At 72.6% G+C, this 22,207-nt stretch carries 14 protein-coding genes and 1 tRNA gene; 4 read left to right on the top strand and 11 right to left on the bottom strand.

Annotation, left to right across the window (positions count from 1 at the left end; genetic code table 11):
* Positions 1-53: 53 nt before the first annotated feature.
* Positions 54-791, bottom strand: coding sequence for a hypothetical protein (locus ADK57_RS30215; RefSeq protein WP_053752787.1), 738 nt, complete (start codon positions 789-791; stop codon positions 54-56).
* 47 nt (positions 792-838) lie between these two features.
* Between ADK57_RS30215 and ADK57_RS30210 the strand changes: the two genes are divergently transcribed.
* A complete protein-coding gene (locus ADK57_RS30210; RefSeq protein WP_005485166.1) occupies positions 839-1,027 on the top strand; it encodes a DUF5703 family protein in 189 nt (62 codons plus the stop codon).
* A gap of 102 nt (positions 1,028-1,129) precedes the next feature.
* Here the strand turns inward: ADK57_RS30210 and ADK57_RS30205 are convergent, their stop codons facing one another.
* From ADK57_RS30205 to ADK57_RS30195, 3 genes are all read right to left on the bottom strand, one after another.
* Entirely contained in the window at positions 1,130-2,008 is an 879-nt protein-coding gene (locus tag ADK57_RS30205; protein ID WP_053752786.1) for a chaplin, read from the bottom strand.
* Between the two features lie 228 nt (positions 2,009-2,236).
* Entirely contained in the window at positions 2,237-2,470 is a 234-nt protein-coding gene (gene chpH / locus ADK57_RS30200) for a chaplin ChpH (protein WP_053752785.1), read from the bottom strand.
* A gap of 156 nt (positions 2,471-2,626) precedes the next feature.
* Positions 2,627-3,952, bottom strand: coding sequence for a M20/M25/M40 family metallo-hydrolase (locus ADK57_RS30195; protein WP_053752784.1), 1,326 nt, complete (start codon positions 3,950-3,952; stop codon positions 2,627-2,629).
* Between the two features lie 199 nt (positions 3,953-4,151).
* On the opposite strand from ADK57_RS30195, the gene ADK57_RS30190 reads away from it, so the two are divergent.
* The 3 genes from ADK57_RS30190 to ADK57_RS30180 all read left to right on the top strand — a co-directional run bounded on the left by ADK57_RS30190 (position 4,152) and on the right by ADK57_RS30180 (position 9,808).
* A tRNA-Leu gene (locus tag ADK57_RS30190) sits at positions 4,152-4,236 on the top strand.
* Positions 4,237-4,514: 278 nt separating this feature from the next.
* A complete protein-coding gene (locus ADK57_RS30185; protein WP_053752783.1) occupies positions 4,515-8,378 on the top strand; it encodes a Pls/PosA family non-ribosomal peptide synthetase in 3,864 nt (1,287 codons plus the stop codon).
* Positions 8,379-8,464: 86 nt separating this feature from the next.
* Positions 8,465-9,808 (top strand): M1 family metallopeptidase, encoded by a 1,344-nt coding sequence (locus ADK57_RS30180; RefSeq protein WP_053752782.1) that lies wholly within the window; start codon positions 8,465-8,467, stop codon positions 9,806-9,808.
* A gap of 40 nt (positions 9,809-9,848) precedes the next feature.
* On the opposite strand, the gene ADK57_RS30175 is transcribed toward ADK57_RS30180, so the two are convergent.
* The 7 genes from ADK57_RS30175 to ADK57_RS30145 are packed head-to-tail and all read right to left on the bottom strand — an operon-like array spanning position 9,849 to position 22,203.
* The gene (locus tag ADK57_RS30175) at positions 9,849-10,733 is read right to left on the bottom strand and encodes a peptidoglycan-binding protein (protein WP_053752781.1); all 885 of its coding nucleotides are present in this window, start codon (positions 10,731-10,733) and stop codon (positions 9,849-9,851) included.
* On the bottom strand, positions 10,733-12,283 hold the full coding sequence (locus tag ADK57_RS30170; RefSeq protein WP_053752780.1) for a DUF6519 domain-containing protein: 1,551 nt from the start codon (positions 12,281-12,283) through the stop codon (positions 10,733-10,735). Before ADK57_RS30170 ends, ADK57_RS30175 begins: the two co-directional genes overlap by 1 nt.
* A gap of 54 nt (positions 12,284-12,337) precedes the next feature.
* Entirely contained in the window at positions 12,338-14,488 is a 2,151-nt protein-coding gene (locus tag ADK57_RS30165) for a hypothetical protein (RefSeq protein WP_053752779.1), read from the bottom strand.
* Positions 14,488-18,381: a putative baseplate assembly protein gene (locus ADK57_RS30160; protein ID WP_053752778.1), complete on the bottom strand. Its 3,894-nt coding sequence runs from the start codon at positions 18,379-18,381 to the stop codon at positions 14,488-14,490. Before ADK57_RS30160 ends, ADK57_RS30165 begins: the two co-directional genes overlap by 1 nt.
* Entirely contained in the window at positions 18,378-21,473 is a 3,096-nt protein-coding gene (locus tag ADK57_RS30155; RefSeq protein WP_053752777.1) for a putative baseplate assembly protein, read from the bottom strand. Before ADK57_RS30155 ends, ADK57_RS30160 begins: the two co-directional genes overlap by 4 nt.
* Entirely contained in the window at positions 21,470-21,871 is a 402-nt protein-coding gene (locus ADK57_RS30150) for a GPW/gp25 family protein (RefSeq protein ID WP_053752776.1), read from the bottom strand. The genes ADK57_RS30155 and ADK57_RS30150 overlap by 4 nt, the downstream gene beginning before the upstream one ends.
* Positions 21,868-22,203 carry a hypothetical protein gene (locus tag ADK57_RS30145; protein WP_053752775.1) on the bottom strand — a complete coding sequence of 112 codons (336 nt, stop codon included), beginning with the start codon at positions 22,201-22,203 and terminating at the stop codon, positions 21,868-21,870. Before ADK57_RS30145 ends, ADK57_RS30150 begins: the two co-directional genes overlap by 4 nt.
* Positions 22,204-22,207: the final 4 nt, after the last annotated feature.

Raw genomic sequence — 22,207 nt, 5'->3', positions numbered from 1 at the left:
CATGGCCTCCGGGCCGCCGCCGTGTCGCGACCGGAGTCGCAGCGCGCGTCGGCTCAGCGATCGGCGTCGAGCCGCTCCAGATCCTCGTCCTCTGCCTCGTCCACATCCGCGTCGAGGTCGTCCCCGAGTTCCCCGGCCGCGTCGTCGATCTCTTCCGCGTCCTCGTCGTCGATGCCGTCGATGTCGTCCACGTCGTCGTCGAAGACCGCGCTGGCGTCGAAGCGGCACACCACCCGCTGCGGGTCGATCTGCTCGAACGGCGTCTCCAGCCACTCGCCGGGCTCCGGCGTCTCGTCCGCCGCCGTCACCCAGAGTGTGGAGTCGCCCTCCTCCAGGCCGAACTCCTTGTGCCGGGAGGCGATTTCGTCCGCCTCGAACTCGCCGAACAGGATGCCTAGCGCCCCGTGCACCGTGCCGGAGGCCTCCCCGCTCTCGTCGTACTCCGCCGCCTCGACCCGCTGGGCCTGGGCCAGCAGCCGCTGGGGCTCCACCACGGCGTAGTCGCGGCGGATCAGCACGCTGAGGGCGTTCGGCTCCTCGGGGCCGATGTAGGGCGGAAGCGAGTCGTCCGCGCCGGGGATCTCGAAGGGCGTGACCTCGTCGTAGCGGTCGTAGAGCAGTTCGTCGTACGCCTCCGCGGCCGCGGCCAGCTCGTTGAACGCCTCGTACACGGCCGGGTCGTCCTCCCCCGACCGGCGTTCGACCGCGGCCAGGTGGCGGTCGAGCGCGGTCTTGACCGCCTCGGCGGCGGCTCGTACCTCGGCAGCGGTGGGCTGCGCAGCATCAGACATAGTGCAGACGCTATCCGTACCGGGCCCCAGCCCGCACAATAGATGCGATGCCGGAATACGAATTTGTCGACGTGTACGTACCGCGCGGGGTCTCCCGCAAGGACGCGACACGCCTGCTGACGGACCATGCCGAGTACGGACACTGGGAGTTGGACCGCCTGAGCCTGCTGCGCGACGGCAGCCGCAGGGTGCGGCTGCGCCGGCGGATCATCCGCCAGGTTCGCGCCACATGGTGAACTGAGGCGACGGAAACGGAGCGGGCCCCACCGAGGCAGGGCCCGCTCCGTTGCACGCACCGCCGAGGCAGTTCGCGGTGCCTTGAATCTCCTTGCCCCGGTTTATGCCGAGGCGCGCGCCTTCCGGTAGAGCAGCGCGCCCGCCAGCAGCGCCCCCGCGCCCACGGGGAGCGCGAGACCCATCGGCAGGTCACTGCCGGTGTGGGCGAGCTGTGCGGCGCCTCGCGGCTGGGTGACGGACTGGGCACCCGGCCGGTTGGGGTGCAAGGAACCGCCCGGCGTCTCGTCGCCCGAGCTGGGCGGCGTGTTCGGGGCACCCGGGCGACCGGGCTCCACCGGACTGCCGGGGTTGCCCGGCTGCTCGGGACTGCCGGGCTGCTCGGGACTGCCGGGCTGCTCGGGACTGCCCGGCTGCTCGGGGTTGCCCGGCTGCTCGGGACTGCCGGGCGGCGTCTCCTGACCGCCTCCCGGAGGCACGGTCTCGCCTGAACCGCCCCCGTTCGCACAGTCGTTGCCCGTGGTGGAGTTGCCGATGCCGATGATGTCGACGCTGTTGCCGCAGACGTTCACCGGCGCGTCGATCGGCACCTCGACGTGGTTGCCCGAGCCGACGCCCTGCGAACCACCGGTGTGCCCGCCCGCGTCCGAGCCGCCGGAGCCGCCCTGACCGCCGTGTTCCCCATGTCCGCCGGAGTCGCCGTACCCACCGGACGAGCCGCTCCCGCCGCCGCTCTTGATGCCGGTGTTGACACACTTGTTGCCCATCGCCGGGTTGAGGAGCCCGACGACGTTGACCGTGTTGCCGCAGACGTTCACCGGCACGTTGACCGGCGCCTGCACCGAGTTGCCCGACAGCAGCCCGGACGAGTTCGTGCCCGATCCGCTCGCGCCCGAGTCGGCGTGCGCCGCACCGCCGGCGGCGGCGATCACGCCGGTGGCGGCGGCCATGGTCATCAGGCCTTTGCGGGTGACCTGTCGCATTACTGAATCCCTGCCTTCGACCTTGTCCCGAATTCCCGAAGTTCGCATTCTCGACGGTCGATTTCCCGGGGGAGAAAGTTCTCGAAATCCGGGTTCCGGCGTTCGAGTTTCGACTACGGGTTCTCGACGTACGAAAAGAATCGTTCCGAAAAGGCCCGTCGACCCCGGAGCGCATGGCACGCGCTCCGGGGCCGACGGGCTCAGCCCCTCACGGAGCGATTCACAACGTCACTGGTTGATGCAGGTGTTGCCGAAGGCGGGGTTCAGCAGCCCGATCACGGAGACCGTGTTGCCGCAGACGTTCACGGGGACGTGAACGGGAGCCTGGACCACGTTGCCGGACAGGACACCCGGGGAGTGCACGGCAGCACCCTGGGCACCCGAGTCGGCAACGGCCATGCCCGCACCCGCGAGAACCAGGCCACCAGTGGCAGCCGCAGCGGCGACGACCTTCTTGATCATTATTCCTCCTTGTTGGCAATGCGATCCACAGCAGCGGATCACGTCACCAGTAACGAGGAGGGAGTAATAGAGCTACGAGCTTATGGTCGCATTCACTCTTCCCAGTAGCTTCCGTACGTTCGAGCGAATAATGAGGTGTCGTTCCAGTGAGGCAATTCAGGACGCGTCGAGGAACCGGTCGAGCACCCGCACCCCGAAGCGCAGCCCGTCCACCGGCACCCGCTCGTCGACACCGTGGAACATGCCGGCGAAGTCCAGCTCCGGCGGCAACTTGAGCGGGGCGAAGCCGAAGCCCCGGATGCCCAGGTCGTCGAAGGACTTGGCGTCGGTTCCGCCGGAGAGCATGTAGGGGATCGCCTTGGCGGCCGGGTCCTCGGCGACCAGCGCGGACTGCATCGCCGCGACCAGCGCCCCGTCGAAGGTGGTCTCGACCGCCTTGTCGGCGTGCACGTCCTCGCGCTGCACCTTGGGTCCGAGGATCCGGTCGAGGTCGGCGAGGAACTCCTCCTCGTGCCCCGGCAGGAACCGCCCGTCCACGTGCGCGGTGGCCTCCCCCGGAATGACGTTGACCTTGTAGCCGGCGCCCAGTTGCGTGGGGTTGGCCGTGTTGCTCAGGGTGGCGCCGATGAGCTTGGCGATGCCGCCGAGCCTGGCGAGGGTCGACTCCATGTCCTCCGGGTCGAGCTCGGTACCGAGCGCGTCGCCGAGTTCGTCGAGGAAGGCCCGGGTGGTCTTGGTGGCCCGCACCGGGAACTTGTGCCGGCCGAGTCGCGCGACGGCCTCCGACAGCTCGGTGATGGCGTTGTCCCGGTGGATCATCGACCCGTGGCCCGCCGTGCCGGCCACGGTCAGCTTCATCCAGTGCATGCCCTTCTCGGCCGTCTGGATCAGGTAGAGCCGCCGCTCCTCGCTGACCGTGAACGAGAACCCGCCCACCTCGCTGATCGCCTCGGTGACGCCCTCGAAGAGATCGGGGTGGTTCTTGACAAGGTGCTTGGCGCCGTACGTGCCGCCCGCCTCCTCGTCCGCGAGGAAGGCGAGGACGATGTCCCGGGGCGGCTTGCGACCACTGCGCAGCCGGTCCCGTACGACCGCGAGGGTCATCGCGTCCATGTCCTTCATGTCGACGGCGCCACGGCCCCACACGCACCCGTCCGCGACCTCGCCGGAGAAGGGGTGGTGGGTCCAGTCGCTCGCGTTGGCCGGTACGACGTCGGTGTGGCCGTGGATGAGCAGCGCGGGCCGGGACGGGTCCGCGCCCTCGATGCGGGCCACGGTGGACGCGCGGCCAGGGTGCGACTCGAAGATCTGCGGTTCGAGCCCCACCTCGGCGAGCTTCTCGGCGACGTACTCGGCCGCCTTGCGCTCGCCGGGCCCCGAGTGGTCGCCGTAGTTGCTGGTGTCGATCTGGATCAGCTCGCGGCAGAGGTCCACGACCTCGTCCTCGCCGGTGACGCTCCTGGCCGTGTCCGACTCGCTCACGCTTTTCCTCCCGCGCCGTCGCTGCTCGTGGTCCCCCTCATCCTCCCCCTCCCACCGCCCCCGCCCAAGGCCGGACCCGGCCCGTCACACGTCGTTCACGCCCGGCCCAGGGTGCACCGGGGGGGGATCAGGGGGCCCTCGAAAGCCTGGTAATGTTTCCTTCGTCGCCGCGGGGCACACCCCGCACGACAGACACCTTGTCCGGGTGGCGGAATGGCAGACGCGCTAGCTTGAGGTGCTAGTGCCCTTTATCGGGCGTGGGGGTTCAAGTCCCCCCTCGGACACACGAGATGAGCGAGGGTCGCGATCACTGGATCGCGGCCCTCGCTCGTTGTGTGGGGCATCTCTCCCCGGTCTGAAGATCACCAGGTCAACGCCACTCCACCCGCCTCCCGCAGCCCCCGGACGGCCGTCCCGAGTGGCCGACAGAAGGGCCCGAGCCTAGCGTCGTACTAAAATTTCCGGCTTGTTACGGAACGGAGCTGGAGCCGGACAACCCCAGGCAGACCTGCGGGCCCCGCCAGCGCCCCGGAGGTTTCCGGGATCGAGACGCGAGGGCCCGATGGCAGCCATACACGAGAGCAGCGCTCTCGGTCTGCTCGACGAAGAGATCCGAGAACGGTTCGGCGATACGGCACGTTTCTCCGGGGGCCCGGCGGCCTCGCCGCGCACGCTCGTCGATGTCTTCGACGCCTCCGTACGGTCGTACCCCGACGAACTCGCCCTGGACGACGGGACCACGCGGCTCACCTACCGGCAACTGGCCGTGGAGGTCGAGGAGCTGCGGCGCCGGCTCGCGGTGTCCGGTGTCGGGCTCGGCGACCGGGTGGGCGTGCGGGTGCCGTCCGGCACCAATGATCTGTACGTCGCCATTCTCGCCGTACTGGCCGCCGGGGCCGCTTATGTGCCGGTGGACGCCGAGGACCCGGACGAGCGCGCCGAGTTGGTGTTCGGCGAGGCGGAGGTACGGGCTGTCGTCGGGGGCGGGCACGAGATCACCGCCTTCTCCGGGAGCGACCTGCCGGCCGCCCGGCCCGGCACCGGGCACGACGCCTGGATCATCTTCACCTCCGGGTCCACCGGGAAGCCCAAGGGCGTCGCGGTCAGCCATCGCAGTGCCGCCGCGTTCGTGGACGCCGAGGCGGCCCTGTTCCTCACGGAGGATCCGATCGGGCCCGGGGACCGGGTCATGGCGGGGCTGTCCGTGGCCTTCGACGCCTCGTGCGAGGAGATGTGGCTGGCCTGGCGGTACGGGGCCTGTCTGGTGCCGGTGCCGCGTTCCCAGGTCAGGAGCGGTGCCGATCTCGGGCCCTGGCTGGTCGAGCAGGAGATCACGGTCGTGTCGACCGTGCCGACGCTGGCCGCACTGTGGGAGCCCGAGACCCTGAACGACGTACGGCTGCTGATCTTCGGCGGTGAGGCCTGCCCGCCGGAGCTGGTGCAGCGGCTGGTGACGGAGGGGCGCGAGGTCTGGAACACGTACGGGCCGACCGAGGCGACCGTCGTGGCCTGCGCGTCGCTGATGAGCGGGGAGGAGCCGATCAGGATCGGGCTGCCGCTGGACGGCTGGGAGCTGGCCGTCGTGGACGAGGCCGGGGAACCGGTGCCGATGGGCGGCACCGGGCAGTTGGTGATCGGCGGGGTCGGACTCGCGCGGTATCTCGACGCCGAGAAGGACGCGGAGAAGTACGCGCCGCTGGAGTCGCTGGGCTGGGAGCGGGCGTACCGGAGCGGGGACCTCGTCCAGGCGGAGGCCGAGGGGCTGGTCTTCCTCGGGCGGGCCGACGAGCAGATCAAGCTCGGCGGGCGGCGCATCGAGCTCGGTGAGGTGGACGCGGCCCTGCAGGCGCTGCCCGGTGTGGCGGGGGCCGCTGCCGCCGTACGCACCGCCCGCAGTGGCAATCAGCTCCTCGTCGGCTATGTCGTCATCCAGGACGGCTGGGACCACGCGGCGGCCGTCGAGAAGCTGCGCGCCGAACTGCCGGCCGCGCTCGTCCCGCTGCTCGCGCCCGTCGACGACCTGCCGACCCGGACCAGTGGAAAGGTCGACCGGAACGCCCTGCCCTGGCCGCTGGAGGGGCTGACGACCGGTGGTCCGGCCGAGCAGTTGTACGGCACCGAGGCGTGGCTCGCCGAGCAGTGGAGCGAGGTTCTCGGCATCCCCGTGTCGGGTGCGCGCGACGACTTCTTCGCGATCGGCGGCAGCAGCCTCGCTGCCGCCCAGCTGACCACGCGGTTGCGTACCCGCTACCCGAGCGCCGCCGTCCTCGACATCTACCAGCAGCCCGTGCTGCGGAAGTTGGCGCGGCATCTGGAGGAGTCGGCGCAGGACGACGGTGCCGAGCGGGTCGTCGCTCCGGTTCCGGTCCGCGCCCAGGCCGTCCAGCTCCTGGTGCTCCTCCCCCTGTTCACACTGCTGGGGCTGCGCTGGAGCGTGGCACTGGCCGCGGCCGGGAACCTGCTGCCCGCGTACTCCTGGCTGCCGACCGCACCTTGGTGGCTCGTCGGCGCCGGAGCGCTGGTCTTCTTCAGTCCGCCGGGGCGGCTGGCGCTCGCGGCCGGCGGGGCGCGGTTGCTGCTGAGGGGCGTGCAGCCGGGGCGGTACGCGCGCGGCGGCAGCGTGCATCTGCGGCTGTGGACCGCCGAGCGGCTGGCCGAGTTCAGCGGGGCGACCTCGCTGACCGGGTCGTGGCTGGAGCGGTACGCGCGGGCGCTCGGAGCCAAGGTCGGTCCTGACGTGGACCTGCACTCGCTGCCGCCGGTCACCGGCATGCTCAAGCTGGGGCGCGGCGCGGCCGTGGAGTCCGAGGTCGACCTGTCCGGGTGGTGGCTGGACGGCGACCGGCTGGAGATCGGGCAGGTCAAGGTCGGCGCGCATGCCGTCGTCGGCACCCGCAGCATGCTCTTCCCGGGCGCCCGGGTCGGCAAGCGGGCCGAGGTGGCGCCGGGTTCGGCCGTCACCGGCCAGATCCCGACCGGGCAGCGCTGGGCGGGCGCGCCCGCGGTCAAGCTCGGCAAGGCCAAGCGGAACTGGCCCAAGGAACGGCCGGGGCGGGGAACGTACTGGCGGGTCATGTACGGCATGGCGGGGTTCGCGCTGAGCGCCCTGCCGGTGCTCGCGGGTGCCGCCGCGCTCCTCGTGGGCCACTGGTTCATCACACCGGACGTGACCGTCGGCGGTCTCGCGCTCGGCCTCGTCCCGGCGACGCTCGCCTTCGGGCTGGCCTACGCGCTGCTCCTGCTGATCGCCGTACGGCTGCTCAGCCTGGGCCTGCGCGAGGGCACCCACCCCACGCACAGCCGGATCGGCTGGCAGGCCTGGACGGTCACGCAGCTGATGGACCGCTCGCGGGAGACGCTGTTCCCGCTGTACGCCGGGCTGGTCACGCCGGTGTGGCTGCGACTGCTCGGGATGCGGATCGGGCGGGGCGCCGAGGTGTCGACCGTGCTCGCGCTGCCCAGCCTGACGACGGTCGGTGAGGGAGCGTTCCTGGCCGACGACACGCTGACCGCGCCGTACGAGCTCGGCGGGGGCTGGATGCGGATCGGTCGGGCGGAGATCGGCCGGCGGGCCTTCCTCGGGAACTCGGGGATGACCGCGCCGGGGCGGTCGGTGCCGGACGGCGGGCTGGTGGGTGTGCTGTCGGCGACGCCGAAGAAGGCGAAGAAGGGCAGCTCGTATCTGGGGCTGCCGCCGGTGAAGCTGCCGCGGGCGGCGGCCGGCGGTGACCAGAGCCGGACGTACGATCCGCCGGCGCGGCTGCTGTGGGCGCGCGGGCTGGTGGAGCTGTGCCGGATCGTGCCGGTGTTCTGCTCGGCGGGGATCGCCGTGCTGACGGTGGCGGCGCTGTGTGCGCTGGGTTCGCTCGGGGCCTGGGCACCCCTGCTGTCGGGGCTTGTGCTGCTCGGGGCGGGGGTCACGGCGGGTGTGGTGTCCGTCGTGGCGAAGTGGACGCTCGTGGGGCGGCACCGCAGCGGGGAGCATCCGCTGTGGAGCGGGTTCGTGTGGCGCAACGAGCTCGCCGACACGTTCGTCGAGGTCGTGGCGGTGCCGTGGCTGGCCGGTTCGGTGCCGGGTACGCCGGTGATGACGGCGTGGCTGCGCGGACTGGGCGCGAAGATCGGCCGGGGCGTGTGGGTGGAGAGTTACTGGCTGCCCGAGACGGACCTGGTGACGCTGGAGGACGCCGCCACGGTGAACCGGGGCTGTGTGCTCCAGACGCACCTCTTCCACGACCGGATCTTGCGGACGGATACTGTGGTCCTCCGTGAGGGCGCGACGCTGGGTCCTGGCGGCATCGTCCTGCCCGGCAGCACGGTCGGCGCCCGTACGACTCTGGGGCCTGCGTCGCTGGTCATGGCGGCGGAGTCCGTTCCCGACGACACCCGCTGGCTGGGCAATCCGATCGAGTCATGGCGTTCCTGAAAGCGCTGCGCGGCTCGTTCGGGTCAGGTCCGAAGGGCGGGGCACCGGCAAGACCTTCGAGCACAGCGCAGGGAGCAGACGCAGCAGTGACCGTTCAGCAGGCAGTGGGTCCGGACCCGTACTTCCCGGCCAACGGCGATCCCCGCTACCGGGTGCACCGCTACGAGCTCGCGCTGGACTACCGCCCCGACCCCAACCGGCTGTCCGGGACGGCCCGGATCAACGCCATCGCGGGACGGTCGCCGCTCGCGGAGTTCGTGTTGAATCTCGCCGACTTCAAGATCGGCCGAGTCCGGGTGGACGGCCGTCAGCCGCACTACACGCACCGGGGCGGGCGGCTGCGCGTCCGCCCCGCGAAGCCGGTCCGCGCCGGGGCCGCCTTCACGGTGGAGGTGCACTGGTCGGGCAACCCCAAGCCGGTCGCCAGTCCCTGGGGCGGGCTCGGCTGGGAGGAGCTGGAGGACGGGGCGCTGGTGGCGAGCCAGCCCGTCGGGGCGCCGTCCTGGTATCCGTGCAACGACCGGCCCGCGGACAAGGCGTCGTACCAGATCTCGATCACCACGCCGTCGGCGTACTCGGTGGTGGCGGGCGGCCGCCTGCTGACCCGGACCGCGAAGGCGTCGACGACGACCTGGGTGTACGAGCAGTCGGCGCCGACGTCCAGCTATCTGGTCGGGCTGTCGATCGGCAAGTACCAGACGGTGCTGCTGGGGGATCCGGGACTGGGCGGTGTGCCGCAGCACGGGCACATTCCGGCGCACCTGCTCCCGGAGTTCTCGCGGGACTTCGCGCGACAGCCCCAGATGATGCATGTCTTCCAACAACTCTTCGGGCCCTACCCGTTCGGCGAGTACGCCGTCGTGGTGACCGAGGAGGAGCTCGATGTCCCCGTCGAGGCCCAGGGGTTGTCGCTGTTCGGCGCCAATCACGTGGACGGGGCGCGGGGTTCGGAGCGGCTGGTCGCGCACGAGCTGGCCCACCAGTGGTTCGGGAACAGCGTGTCCATCGCGGACTGGCGGCACATCTGGCTGAACGAGGGCTTCGCGAAGTACGCCGAGTGGCTGTGGTCCGAGCGGTCGGGCGGCCGGCCGGCCCATCAACACGCCGCCGCGGCACACCGGTTGCTTTCCTCCCTCCCCCAGGATCTCCGGCTGGCCGACCCCGGCCGCAAGTCGATGTTCGACGACCGGCTCTACGAACGCGGCGGGCTGACCCTGCACGCGCTGCGGTGCGCGATGGGCGACGAGGGCTTCTTCCGGATGCTGCGCGGCTGGGCCGGGCTGCACCGGGGCGGGGCGGTGAGCACGACGACGTTCACGGCGCATGTGGCCCGGTTCGCGGCCGAGCCGTTGGACGAGCTGTTCGAGGCGTGGGTGTACGGGGTGGCGCTGCCGCCCCTGCCCACGGCCGACGCGCGGATGGCCGGGTAGGGCCCGTCCGGCGGATCGGGTCGCAGGGGCGGCGCAGCGGTCAGGAGTTGGGCACCTTCAGCTTGTCCCAGCTGACCTTGCCGGGGATGCCGTCGGCGTCCTTGCCCTTGAAATGGAGTTTCTGCTGCCAGGCCTGGTAGGAGAGGCGGTCGGCCTCGGTCCACTCGGGGCCGGGCCCCTCCTCGTAGCGGCCGCAGCCCTCGGCGACCAGGCGGCGGCCCATGGCCGTGATGATCGGCGACTTCTGCCCGGCGTGGAAGAAGCTGCCGCCCGGGAACGGCTCGTGCGACGGCTTCGCAGGCGTGGTGGGCTTCGGGTCGGGGGCCGGGGCCTTCCCGTCCAGCCGGTGGGCTATGCGGCCCCGCATGCCGTCCATCGTGAAGCCGCGCGGGTCCTGCTTGCCCGGCTGCCACTCCTTGTGGCCGATGACCGACCGCTCGCTCCAGCCGTGGTGACGGCAGATCGCGGCCGCCACCTTCTCGATGGCCTCCTTCTGCGCCTCGGGCCAGGGGTCCTTTCCGTCGCCGAGGTTGATGCACTCGAAGCCGTAGAAGTGCCGGTTGCCGTCGGTGTCGGCCTCGTTGTCGTGCGGCAGCTTCGACTCGTCGACCACGGCGCGCAGGACGTCGCCGTCGCCGAGTCCGGCGTGGTTGGCGCGGCCGTTGCCGACGAGGTGGATGTGGCCCTTCTTGTCGATGACGCCGTGGCACAGGGGCCCCGGCAGGCCGGAGTAGCCGTTGTAGCAGATGTTCACGGAGGCGTCGGTGCCGGAGGTGACGGTGTGGTGGATCATCACGCCGTTGACCGGGCCCCAGGGCCCCTTGGTGTTGCGGTTGTGGGTGCGCCAGTTGCGTACCTCGTGGACCGTCAGGCCCTCGGCGCGCAGGATCTCCACCATCTTGGACGCGCTGATCGGCTTGGCCATCACTCGTCTCCTTCCACGGCCGCCTCGGCCTGGGCTGTGGTCTGCGACCGGCCGCCGGACGGGTCCGTCTCCGCCGCCTGTTCCTGCCGGCGTGCCTGTTCCTCCGCCGCGAGCGTCGCCTCGTCCGCCGCCGGGATGCTGCTGGCCAGCGGGGTGAAGGCGAGACGCAGGTCGACGGCGCCGGCCTCGCCCTTGACCAGGGCGAGCGGGGCGAAGTGACGGGCGATGCCGACCGGTGCCTGGAGCAGCGGGCGGCGGGCCGGGTCGGCCGGCCATTCGACGCTGCCGGTGGCGGTGCGGGCGGGGATGATCCAGTGGTCGCCGGTGCGGTAGGTGCCGCCCTTGGCGAAGTAGACCTCGACGCCGTCCTCCAGGGGGAGCCACTCGCCCTCTTCCACCTTCAGGGCGCCACCCTGCAGGGCGGAGGTACGGCCCTTGCGCTTCGGTCCCTGGTGGTGGTCCCAGCGGCGCAGGAACGGGTTCAGGTGGGGCAGCCGGCCGACGCCCGGCTCCGGCTCGGCGGACAGGCGGACCCGGCGGCCGGGCAGGTCCAGTTCCTCGACCCGCAGCAGGGGCAGCGCTTCCAGGCGCGAGGCGTGGGCGGTGTCGGTGAACTCGACGAGGTCGCCGATGTCGAGGTCCAGCTTGTCGTCGTGGCCGAGGGAGGCCAACTGCACCCAGGTGCCGTCGAGTTCGTCGACCGGGAAGACCACGGAGCCGTTCTCGCGGGACCATTTGAAGGTGGCGTCCTCGGCCTTGCCGTCGGCGTGGACTTCTACGCGGTAGAGCTGGTTCTCCGGGCCGCGGTAGCGGGCGTCGGGCTTGACCAGGCACGGGTCCTCGTCGGCGTGGTCGGGGCGCTCGCTGCGGGCGGCGAGGCGGGCGGAGGGTGCCGACTGCCCCCTGGCCCACTTCTCGAACGCGGCGCGGACGACCTCCTTCGACGGGTCGGTCTCCTCGATCGCCAACTCGGCCAGTGACAGCGGCAGAACCTGCCAGACGACCTTGACGCGGGCGGCGGTGTCCGGCATCGCGGAGCCCAGGGCGACTTCGCGCAGGGCCGGGTCCTCGGCCGCGTTCACCGACCGCTCCCACACCTTGAGGTAGACCACGAACGGCGACTGGGCGGGCGAGGGCAGCCGGTCGCCGGGCTTCTCCGGGTCGCGGTGTCCGTCGGGCTGGTCCCAGTAGGTCCAGTACGCGGGCGGGGTCGCGGTGTCCTGCTCCTCGGCGCCCTCGTCGGGGACGGGCGTGCCGGGGGCCGGTCGGTCGGCTTCGAGGAGGATGCCGTCGACGTAGTAGCGGCCGCCGTGGATGTGGAGGGTGTCGATGTCGTGCCTGCCGCCCACGTACTCGATGCGGAAGCCCGGCGCGTCGCGCGGCCCGCCGTGCCGGCCGATGAGGTCCGCGGCGAGGGTGCGGGTCTGGTGGAGCTGGATCGCGGTCTGCTCGTTGGCGTCGGCGTCGAGCTGGACGCGGCCCTGCTGGGCGATGACCGCGGAGTAGTGCCGCTCCGGGCGGAACGTGGAGCGGGAGAGGTCAGCGTGCATGAAGGGGGTCCCCCTGGTTCAGGAATGTGCGGGTAAGGCGTACGGCGGCACTGCTCACGTCACGAAGAAGATCCCGGCGTCCGTGCCCGCGGGCGTGTACTCGGCGAGCCGCGCCCTGAGGCCGTCCTCGCGCTGCGGGCGGTACAGGTCGTGGAAGGCGCCCGGTTCGGCGCCGTCGTCCGAGCCGCGCCGGATCTCCTCGGGGCCGCAGTCGGCCAACTGCCCGTACCAGGGCGTTCCGTAGCGCTCGGAGGTGAACAACGGGCGTGTGTGAGTGGGGCATCGGTGCCTGGGCGGCGTACGCGAGCCGGCGGGGACGTACGAGTACCGCAGACAGCCGAGGCCGCGCCGGGCCACGTGCAGTTTCCCGGTGAGGATCGAGTTCTCGGCGATCTCCACGGCGTGGGTGTGGATCTCGCCGATGACGGTCGTCCGGTGCAGGTGGAGCACGGCGTGGGCGTGGCGGCAGTCCGGTGCGGACAGGGCCTCGCGGTCGTGGCCGGTGGCGTCGAGGATGCTGTCCCTCAGGTGGATGTCGAGGGGGTCCTCGCTCACCTCGTCCCCGATGACCTCGACGGTGCCGAGGATGCTGTGCTCGACCTGGAGGCAGGCGGTGGTGCGTTCCAGGACGATGCTGGGCTCCTCCGGCGAGTGCGGTTCGCACTCGGGCTCCAGGGACCAGCCGGGGACGAGTGTGCTGTGGCGTACGACGACGGCGCCCATCGGGCCGGTGACGTTGATGCCGCGCCCGGCGACGAGAAGCCCGTCGAGGACGAGGCGCGGACGCTCGTGCGGGGCGCAGTCGTCGTTCACGGCACGGATGTTGAGGGCGTCCGGGCGGTTGCTGTACCAGTCGAGCAGACGGATCACCGGCCGTGTGCCCTCGGCCGCCCGCAGTTCCAGCCGGTCGCCGGGGTCGAGGTCGAAGTCCAGCTGTTCCTGGTAGGCGCCGCTGTGCGTGATCTCGATGATGCCCTCGGGCCCGGTCCGGTCCGCCCGGCGGTCGTGCTGCCAGGCCCGGTAGGCGTCCATGACCTGGCGGTACGGCTGCCTGGGCCCCACCCGGTAGAAGGCGGCGTCGGGACGCGCGACGCGGTCGGGCCGCTCGTACTCGCCGCCGCCCAGGTCGGCGCCGAACGCGTAGTGGTAGTCCACCCACACGCCCTGCCGGGGCGCGGACCGGGAGCCGAACGCGATCCGCCCGAGCTCGGGGTCGACGGCGACCTGCCCCCGCTTGGGACGGTAACGCCAGTCGGACAGGTCGGCGACCACGATGTCGGACGGCGGTACGGGCTGGTCCTCGCCGTCACGCCGGATGACCAGGCTCTTGCCGGGGCCGTAGTAGTCGGCGAGCCGGTCGTGGAGCAGGCGGCGGGTGATGAGGGCGGGCACGTTGTCGACGGTGGCGATGTGGGTGGGCGACGGCTCCGGGACCGGCTTGGTGGCCAGGGGGGTGTCGTTGCCGAGGATGGAGAAGGTGTACAGGTTGCGGGCGCGGTCGATGCAGTACGCCGGGGACGAGGTCAGCGAGTACGGCTTGAGGCGCCAGACGAAGAGACCGACTCCGGCCGGGGTCCAACCGCCCTGCTTCCTGGCCGAGTCGGCGCGCCGGACGTCGACCGTGCGGGCCCCGGCGTCGAAGGGACCGCCCGCGAGGGCGAGTGCGGAGCCGTCCCGGAGGTCGGCGAGACGGCCGGTGCCCGAGTCCCTGTAGAGCTTCACCGGTTGGTTGTGGGCGACCAGCCGCGACAGCTCGACGGCCCGTGCCGGCCAGCCGGCCACCTGCTCGGAGATCTCCTCCAGGAGGTGCAGCGTGCCCTTCCGGCGGCGGTTGGCGACGGTGGCCGCCACGTCGGCGCGCGGGGCGATCGCCTCGGCGAGCGCGTCGCGGCCGCCGTCGTGCAGGCCGTCGGTGAGGACGCGCTCGTAGCCGGGCAGGGTGCGGTAGCCGACGAGGTCGCCGAGGTACGGCAGCACCCAGGACGCCGCCGTCTCCACGAACAGGTCCTCGTAGCCCTGCTCCACGCCGTTGCGGACCCGGTCGAGCTGCTCGGCGATCACGGCGAGCAGCGCGCGCAGGGGTTCGCCCTCCTCCGCGTCGCGCTGGAGGTGCCAGCGGGGCAGCAGCGCGGCGAGGCCGTCCGGTTCCCGGGTCGTCGCCGGGGCTGCCGTGTCGAACCGGACGTCCGTCGGGTTCGCAGCCATCACTTGACCTCCGTGAGAATCAGGGTGTCCGCGGCGCGCGGCGACAGCAGGGCGAGCCGGGCGGGGCGGATGCCGCGGAAGACGAACACCGACCGGCCCTTGGGCAGTCGCCGGGTGTCGGTGATGTCGGGGTTGAGGCGCAGGAGTTCGGCGAGCGGGACGCCGTGGCGGGCGCAGACCTCGGACAGGGTCTCGCCGTTCGCTGCGCCGACCGTGTGGACCTTCTCGTCGTACGTCGCCGGGGGCGCGGGGACGGATGCCTTCGGTGCGCCGGGGTTGGTGAGCAGCTCGGTCAGCTCCTCGGGAGTGGCGGACGCGGGAACGCCCGTGAACACGTCCACGTCCACGTAGTCGACGCCGGGCACGGTGTGGGCTGCGGCCAGGAGTTCGGAGAGGCGGGCGGGCCGCCCCAGCTCCCGTCCCTCGTAGCCGAGTCGGCGCAGGACGGCCTGGCGAAGGCGTGGTTCCACCGTCTCCCAGGCGTGGTCCGGGGCCACCTTCACCTTGGCGGCGACGAGCAGCAGGACCAGTTCGCGCGCGTCGACGCGGACGGGGAGGCCGGGGTCGCCGTACTCGGTGAGCGCTCCGCGCAGCGGGCGCAGGGTCTCCTCGGCGATCGGCACGTCGTCGGTGCCCGCGACGGTCACGTGCAGCACGCGCCGCCGGCCGTCGAAGAGCTCACGCGCGGCGGCCCGGCCGATGCCGGCCCGGGAGCGGGCGAAGTCCTCGTAGTCGGACGGGGAGACGAGCCGGTCCAGGGCGGAGACCGCGAGGGGGATCGTCCGGCGGGTCAGGCCGGGCCCGTCCGCGTCCGCGCCGCCGCCGGCCGGGCGGGGGTTGGTGACCGCGGTGACGCCCAGCGGGCGGGTGAGGGGCTGGGTGATCCGGTCGGCGGGGACGTTGGCGGCCCTGCCGGTGCCGAAGCGGTAGCGGGCGTGGACGTTGTCGTGGCCGGTGGGCAGCCGGGCGCCGTGGACGCCGTCGCCGAAGGTCACCGTCGTACGGCCGTCGGCGGTGGTGCCGGTGATGTAGACGCGCTCGCGCGGGCCGCGTCCGGCGAGGCTGTCGACCTCGTGCCACAGGACACCGTCGGCCCGGACCTCCAACACCGGTGTGGCGCCGAGGGGGTTGTCGTCGGCGAGCCAGGTGAGCGGCGACTGCCAGAGCGCGAACGTCTGGTTGACCCGGTCCGAGTCGCCGCTGCCGATCGCCTCGTCCCGGCTCTCGCCGTGGGTGGCCTCGACGACGTTGCCGAGGATGCGGACGGTCTCGCGGCGGTAGCGGTGGGCGAGGTCGGTGGTCAGGGTGAGCCTGGTGTGGACGTGGTCGCCGGGCAGCCGGGGGTCGACGGCCGGGTCGGCGGCGGCGATCGTGACGACCTCGGTGGCGCCGATGGCCCCCGGGATGTCGCTGCGCTCGCCGGTGACGACGAGCGTGCGTCCGGGGCCCAACCCGTCGTACAGCTCGGCGAGTTCGATCTCGTTGCCGTGGACGTCCTCGCCGAGGGGCTCGTCCGCCGGGCGCAGCGGCTCGCCGGCCGCGTGCACGGTGGTGTCGCGGATGTGCGACAGCAGGACGTCGAACTCGTCCAGCCAGGGGTCGGCAAGGGTGAGTTCGGTGCCCCGGCCGGTGATGCCGTAGTTGGTGTACGCCGCCGTGCGCGCGGCCACGACCTGCGTGGTGACGAAGGCGAGCTTCGCGTCGCCGGGTACGCCGTCCTCAGCGCCCTTGGCGGGGCGCCGGACCGCGACCCAGCTGCCGACCGTGATGCCGTCGTGCACGGTGTCGAGTTGCAGCACGGTGCGGTTGACGGGCTGCGGCTTGCTGGCGATGACGATCTCGACGTGGGGTTCGGCGCTGCCCACCGTGTACCTGAGGCTCACCTCGTACTCGCCGTGGGTGAACTGCTCGGCGGCGCCCGGCCGCAGCGCGATCTGCTGCGCCGTACCGTTGTGGACGCCTACCTGGACCAGGCCGTCGTCGTCGGGCCGCGACACGAACAGGGTGCGCTCGGGCAGACCCGAGTGGAGCCGGGCGGTGACGCCCGGCTCCTGGGAGTCGGCGGGGATGGGGGTCCCCCCGCTCGAGCGCGTTCGAGAGTGGGGGAGGTTGAGCCAGTTGAGCTCGCGGTCCTGGCCGGAGCGTACGGACAGGTCGACCTGGCCGGTGCCGAGCGGGAAGGTGGCGAACTGCGGGACGGGCAGGTTCTCGGCGCGCTGGTCGGAGCTGCTGCCCTCGACGTACTGGAACTCCGCGCGGACCGGGACCCTGCCGCCGGTGTCGTACACCACCCGCATGCTCACCAGCACCGCGCCCGTGAGCGGCCAGTCCGCGGTGCGGATGACCCGGCCTCGGTTGTCCTGGACCGGCTTGAGCGGGGCCGTGGCGCCGAAGGGGGCCGCGGTGACCCGCATCGCGAGCAGTTCGCGCAGGAGCTGCGGGGTGCCCGGGGCGGCGGCCGTGCGCCAGGCGGGGTAGAGGCTGCCGAGGGCGGGGTTGAGGGCCGCGAGGAGGCGGGCCGGGTCGGTGGCGGGGCGTGACGTGCCGGTGACCGGGGTGGGGGCCGAGGCGGTCAGGGCGGGGAGGACCGCGGACAGGGCTTGGAGAGCGGCGGCGCGTGAATCGCCCTCCAGGGGCGCGGGCCGTGTCGATGTGCGGCTCCGCCGCGTGGGCGCGCCCGGCTCCGACGGCGCCGCAGCCGACCGGTGGCCCATCGCGGTACCCACCGTCTGTGCCGGCGCCAACTCCAATGCCCGCTCGGCGAGTTCGGCCAGCACGGCTTCCAACCGCTCGAACCAGGCGGCAACGTCCTCGTACGGCTCGGCCAGCACCTGCGCCTCGCCGAGGCGGGCGACGGGTTCCGCGAGGCGGGCCGCGAGTTGCTCGGGGCTCTTGATCGCGCCGAGGTCGGTCCGGAGCGGGGCGAGGACCTGGTCCTCGAAGTCCTCGATCAGACGGCTGACCGGGCGCGGGTCGGGCACCTCCGGCGTGGGCGGTTCGTCCCCGGGCTCGCCCGGGGCGGCGGGCTCGGCGGTCCGGCGCCGTACCTCGTCGACGAGTTCCTTCAGCGTCGGCGGGGCCGACCTCGGCAGGGAGATCGCGGTGATCTCGTCGTCGCGGTCGATCCGCGTCCTGGCGACGGGCAGCAACTTGCGCTCGCCGCCCGCCTGTTCACCGAAGACGAAGAGCAGCTGGTCCCCGGTCTGCAGGGAGCCCGCGGTCCCCTCGACGAAGAGTTCGGAGCGGCGCTCCAGGTCCTCGGGGGTGACCAGGGAGGGTCGGCGCCTGCGTACCTTCAGCTCGTTCCAGTCCCAGCGGGCCGTCAGGTCGCGGCTGGTCTCGAAGGTCAGGGACTGCTCGTCGGCGGAGGCGGGCACGCTGTGGCTGCGCGCGCCGCGCGGAATCCGCACGGGCAGGGCCTCGGCGCGCGGGTCACGTTCGAGGGTGTACGCCAGGTACGTGGTCGCGGCGACGCCGGGCCGCGGCCGGTGGCCGACGAGCCGGCCGAGCAGGACCAGCGAGCGGTGCTCGTTCGCCGTACGGATGTAGGCCTCGTCGGCGATCCGCTCGGAGTGGAAGGTCAGCAGGTCGCCGAGGACCGCGGTGGCGTCGAGCAGGCCGATCGCCGGGTCGTCGGGGGTGCGGACGGTGAGGCCTCCCCCAGCCTCCGGCCGGGGGAACCCCCTTTTCGCTCCGCTCAGGGCCGGGTACGCGGGCGAGGCGAGCCGGTCCAGGAGGGCGGCGCGGAAGGAGCCGTAGTCGCCGACGCGGTAGTCGAGGGCGGTGCGGCCGGGCGGGTTGTGCGGCGGGGCCGGGGCGAGGCGCTCGTCGTGGCCGGCGCGGCATGCGCCGCCACAGGTGCACCCCTCGGCAGTGGAGTCGATGGCTGTCATCGGGCCCCTCCCAGGGATATCGCCAGCAGGCCGTTCTCCGGCCGGTCCGGGTCGTTGTCGCAAGTGGCGATCTCCAGCGGGCCGAGCCGCAGCACGCCGTCCTCCCTCTCTCCTCGGTCTTCCTCGAACAGCCGCCGCAGCCGGGTCACTTGGACGCTCTCCACGCCCGGTACGGCCGCGGCGACGGCGACCAGGCGGCTGAGCCGCACGGGTTCGCCGAAGGTCAGCGCGTCCGGATGGAAGAAGCCGTTCCGTCCGTTGCCCAGGACCCGGTACAGCTCGGCCGAGATCTGTCCGTGCTGGTGACCGGGCGCGGCGCACACGGTGAGCGCGATGTCGAGCGGTATCAGGCGGGCGCGGCCGACCACGAGGTCGTGGCCGATGCGGCGGTACGCCTCCAGCGACTGCGCCACCGAGGCGAGCAGCCGGTCCGGGGCCGTGCCGTTGCCGTACGCGTCGATCGCGATGTGGGCCTCCTGCACGCTGCCCGTCCAGCGGATCTCGGCGGCAGCCCGCTGCACGCCCGGCAGCGCGGAGGCCAGAGCCGCGTAGTCCTCGGCGGTGACCGCGCGCAGCCGGGTGCGGCGCAGGTCGAGCGGGGCCAACTGGCGTGCCTGTTCGACGGGTTCGGGCTCGGTGCCGCCGGTGGCGGGCAACGGGTTGCGGACGACGGCGGCGGGCGGCTGTTCGCAGTCGCTCTGGATGACCAGGTGGTTGACGGCCTCCGCGCCGACGTTGCCCGCGAGGCCGCCGCCGAGGCGGTAGCGCAGGGCGAGACGGGCCCCCGGTGTCGGCTTCGCGCCGTGCCGGCCGTCGCCGAAGCGCAGGGCGAGGCGCCCGTCGTCCTCCAGTTCACCGACGAAGTGCCGGTCGCGGGAGGTGCTGTCGAGGAGGTCGCGGCGCGGTTCCCAGATCAGGTCGTCGTGGTGGAGCCGTACGGCGGGCAGTGCCCGGCGCGGGTCCTGGGTGAGGGCGGCGGTCGCGGAACCGCGGAGCACCGGCTCGTCGGGGTGCAGTCCGGCCGCGTACACCGGGCCCCAACTGTGGGCGATCTCCCAGGCGATGTGGCCGTCGAGGACCGCGCCCGCGCGGGCCCGTGCGGTGAGGATCTCCACCCGGCGCAGCTTGCCGTCGAGCAACTGGTCGTTCCGGTGCAGGAGTTCACGCAGGGCGCGCACCGGATGGTGGCGCAGTTCGATCCGCTCCAGGACCTTCAGGCCGTAGACGACGGCGAGTTCGGCGATCTCCTCCTCGCCGAGTCCGTCGCGGTCGCGGGCGCTGCGCCACAGTTCCACGAGCCGCTGCCGGAAGCGTCCGGGGATGGCGGCGATCCGCTCGGCCTGTCCCGCGGCGACGGTGGCCGGGGCGGGGAACGGCACCGCCTGCACGACCGGCGAGCGGCCGAGGACGGGCCGGAAGCGGGGCCGGATCCCGGGGTAGACGGACTGTGCGAGCAGGGTGCGCAGGGCAGCCGCCTGGGCGTACGCCGTGCCGGGGACCACACGCTCGTGCCGCTGTCCCGCCCGCTCCAGGCCGAGTCCGGCGCGTACGGTCGCCGCCTCGCCGACCACCTCGAACAGCTCGCGGACGTCGTCCGGAGCGAGTGCCTGGCCCGACTCGGCCCGGTCCGTGAGGGAGTTGACGAGCCGGGCCGGCGCGTTGCCCTCCTCGCGGTCGTGGCAGCCGAAGGCGGGAGGGTCGCAGGGGGCGACGACGGCGGGCTCGGGCGGGGCGATGACCGTCTCGGGGAGCCCGGTGAGGGTGCGGCCGTGGTCGACGAGGACGACGTTCCCGCGGACCAGCGTCACGTCCTCGACGGGCAGGCAGTCGCGTCCGCCGCGGGTGGTGAGGCAGAGCGGGAAGCGCAGCGCGTCCTCGGCGGCCCAGGTGACCTCGAGGACCGGCTGGTCCTCGATGCGGTCGAGGCCCGGGAGGACGGAGGTGAGGCGCACGGCCTGGCGGTGGGCGGGGTCGGCGTCGCCGGACGTGCCGGTGCGGGGCCCCTTCACCTCCTCCAGGATCAGCACGTCGCCCGGCCCGAGTGCGAGCCGACGGTCCCGGCAGGTCTCCGGGTCGTCCCACTCGTCGCGCAGGGTGGCGGAGGTGGCCCCCTCGGGCAGGGTGCACACCTCGCCGCCCCACGACCACAGGCGGATCGCGTTGTGCGCGACCCGAAGCTCCAACGGATCGGCGGCGACGACCGGTTCGAAGACCTCCACCGAGCCGCGCTCGTCCAGGTCGGCGAGTTCGTTCTCGTCGACGACCGTGCCGGGTTCGGGGCGGTCGTGCGGGTCGAGGGTGCGGACGTCGACGGAGGCGAAGCGGTAGGTGCCCGGGGCGAGCGTGTGGTCGCCGGCGGTCTCGACGGCGACGTACGCCCGCGCGGTGCAGCCGTCGTGCATCGCGTAGTCGATGAGCCGGACGTGCCGTCGTACGGAGACCCGGCGGCGCGCGGTGTCGAGGTAGGCCTCGGTGGCGACCGCGTCCTGGTGGTGGCTGATCTGGTCGCCCGTGTACGCGAGCAGCTCGACGAGGGTCGTGCCCAGGTCGGCCGGGTTGCGCTCGGCCCAGTCGGGGGTGGTGAGCGCGAGCCGGTCGAGGAGCAGCTTGCGGATGGTGTCGTAGTCGCGGGCCGTGTAGTCGACGACCGGCGCGTCCGGGAAGGCAGGCTCCTCGGGACGCTCGTCCTTGCAGTCGAAGGGCGTCGGGCAGTCGGGCCGGAAGGCGAAGGCCGCGCTGTGGTAGCGCTGGTCGAAGCCGCGGAAGGGGGCGGTGCCGGGGCGTCCGTACGGGTCGGTCTCGACGAGCGAGAGCCGGTAGCGGGAGGTGTCGCCGGCCCGGTCGAGGGTGACGTGGAGCAGGTCGTCGAGCTCGGGGTCCTCCTCGCGCTCGACGCTGACGTCGACGGCGGTGATGCCGGTGACGCGGCGGCCGCCGTCGATGCGGACGTTCTCGGCGCCGAGGCCGTGCGGGGCCTTGCCGAGGAAGGTGACGGTGAGCAGCAGCCCGTCGTCGCTCACCTCGACGGCGTCGACTCCGTTGAGCTGGGCCGCCCTTACCTTGGCCCGCCGGGAGGTCGTGGTGTTCGTCATGCGGCGGCCCTCCCTTCGAAGACGTCCTCGCGCACGGTGCCGGTGGCCCGGACGGCGTACGACAGGTGGACGCGCACGGCGTTCTCCGCGCTCTCGATGTCGAGGGCGACCACCTCGATGAGGTCGCCGAGCCAGCGCTGCAGCGCGGCCTGGACGGAGAGTTCGAGGGTGCTGACGAGCTCGGGGCTGTTCGGGGCGAAGACCAGGTCGAGCAGTCCGCAGCCGAAGTCGGGACGCATCACGCGCTCGCCGGGGCTGGTGAACAGCAGTTGTTCGACCAGGTCGTGGACGTGCTCGGCGTGGATGGCGTGCGCGGTGCGTCCCCGGCGGTCGGCATGGAAGGGGAACGCGATGTCGGAGCGTGGGCGGGTGCCACGCGCGCTCGTCTGGCGGCTCATCGGACGGTGACCTTTCGCTGTGCGGCCTGGACGACGGGCGGGCCCTGCGGCACGAAGGCCGCCGTGAGGCACTGGGCCGCGGAGGTGTCGAGCAGGACGGGTGCGCCGCCGACCGTGACGCCGGTGCCGTCGGCCGTCCAGCGGACCGAGACACAGGGCGTGGGCACACCGCCGACGGTGTGGGGGCAGCCGGTGACGACATAGCCGTGCGCGGCCGTGGCGACGGCGACCCCTTGGCTGAGCACGCCGCCGGAGGGCGTGGTGGCGGCGGTGACACGGCCGCCGTGCGGGCAGCCGATCACGGCGCCGGCATCGAGCAGACTCCCGGGCACTTCT

Source organism: Streptomyces sp. MMG1533, from assembly GCF_001279775.1.
Classification (GTDB): Bacteria; Actinomycetota; Actinomycetes; order Streptomycetales; family Streptomycetaceae; genus Streptomyces.
The sequence above is the reverse complement of the archived record's forward strand: the minus strand, read 5'-3'. Positions and strand labels throughout refer to the sequence as shown.